Annotated in this window: 4 protein-coding genes; all 4 read left to right on the forward strand. The window is 75.5% G+C overall.

Annotation, left to right across the window (positions count from 1 at the left end; translation table 11 throughout):
- Positions 1–65: 65 nt before the first annotated feature.
- The 4 genes from IH48_RS0132130 to IH48_RS0132145 are packed head-to-tail and all read left to right on the forward strand — an operon-like array spanning position 66 to position 1,089.
- On the forward strand, positions 66–281 hold the full coding sequence (locus IH48_RS0132130) for a hypothetical protein (RefSeq protein WP_030383200.1): 216 nt from the start codon (positions 66–68) through the stop codon (positions 279–281).
- Between the two features lie 6 nt (positions 282–287).
- Positions 288–605: a hypothetical protein gene (locus IH48_RS0132135; RefSeq protein ID WP_030383199.1), complete on the forward strand. Its 318-nt coding sequence runs from the start codon at positions 288–290 to the stop codon at positions 603–605.
- Positions 606–607: 2 nt separating this feature from the next.
- A complete protein-coding gene (locus IH48_RS0132140; RefSeq protein ID WP_030383198.1) occupies positions 608–790 on the forward strand; it encodes a hypothetical protein in 183 nt (60 codons plus the stop codon).
- Positions 790–1,089 (forward strand): hypothetical protein, encoded by a 300-nt coding sequence (locus tag IH48_RS0132145; RefSeq protein ID WP_030383197.1) that lies wholly within the window; start codon positions 790–792, stop codon positions 1,087–1,089. Before IH48_RS0132140 ends, IH48_RS0132145 begins: the two co-directional genes overlap by 1 nt.
- The last annotated feature ends 2 nt before the right edge of the window (positions 1,090–1,091 follow it).

The raw sequence follows: 1,091 nt of genomic DNA on the forward strand, positions 1-1,091 counted from the left end.
GCCGAGGCCGCCGCCGCTCGCGCCGCCGCCGAGGCCGCCCGGACCCCGCAGGGCGGTGAGCGGTCGTGAAGTTCCTGCGCCGCACCGAGAAGCAGTCCGACGACCACGCCCGCACCGGCCGCCTGCTGGACGGCCTGGAGACCGCCTACGCGGTCCGCACCGGCGACCCGGTCGACGGCGGCCCCCTGACCGACTTCGAAGAGGTCGTCCTGGAGGGCGCGATGCCGCTGCCCGGCGACCCGTACCCGCCCGCCGGCCACACCTACCCGAGGAAGGGCTGACCCCGCATGGGCAAGCCGAACACCCGCCAGCTCGACCGCCAGATCCGCGAGTCCGAGTCCCGCCTTCGGCGCATCCGCAACGGCGAGATCAGCGCCCTGTCCGGGGGCGAGCAGGCCCGCGCCTTCCTGCACATCGGCCGGGGCGTGCGCCGGGTCGTCCGTGGCAAGTCCACGGCCGCCCCGGACCGCGCCGTCGACCGCGTGTTCGCGGACGCCGAGGAACGCGTCGCCGCCGAACTCGCCGCCGCCCGCAGCGCCCGCCAGACCGTCATCAACGAGGCCGCCGCCGCCACGGTCGCCAAGAAGTCGTCGGGATGGTGGTGACGATGCCGAGCCAGAAGGCCACGAACCCGCCGCCCGGCGAGTGCCGCCAGTGCTGGCTGCACGCCCACGACAGCCGTGCCCAGCACGCGCACCTCGGCCCGCGCGAGGACTGCCCGGCCTGCGTCGACCACATGGTCAACGGCCACGGCAACATGATCGTCCCGGGCTCGCGGCGGTGGTTCTGATGCGGACCCTGATCGCGCTCCCCGTGTTCTACGTCGTCTCCCGCGCCCCGCAGCTCGGTGCGCTCCTGGTGGCCGGCGGCCTGGTCGGCCTCCTCACCCAGAGCGGCATGCCGATCGCCTCCGGGCTCCTGGTCCTGGCCGTCGCCCTCCTCGGCTCCCTCGCCGTGGGCCTCGCCTGCGCCCTGCCCCTGCTGGCCACCACCAACGGCGGTCGCCGCGCCGTCCGGGACGCCTGCTGGGAGGCCGCCGACGACGTCGCGGACTGGGCCGGATGGGAGACCGGACCACCGAACCCGTGACC

This window comes from Streptomyces sp. NRRL F-5126 (assembly GCF_000721265.1).
Classification (GTDB): domain Bacteria; phylum Actinomycetota; class Actinomycetes; order Streptomycetales; family Streptomycetaceae; genus Streptomyces.

Coding starts and splice junctions, on each gene's coding strand:
- IH48_RS0132135 (WP_030383199.1), top strand. CDS start 288: ATGGGCAAGCCGAACACCCGCCAGCTCGACCGCCAGATCCGCGAGTCC.
- IH48_RS0132140 (WP_030383198.1), top strand. CDS start 608: ATGCCGAGCCAGAAGGCCACGAACCCGCCGCCCGGCGAGTGCCGCCAG.
- IH48_RS0132145 (WP_030383197.1), top strand. CDS start 790: ATGCGGACCCTGATCGCGCTCCCCGTGTTCTACGTCGTCTCCCGCGCC.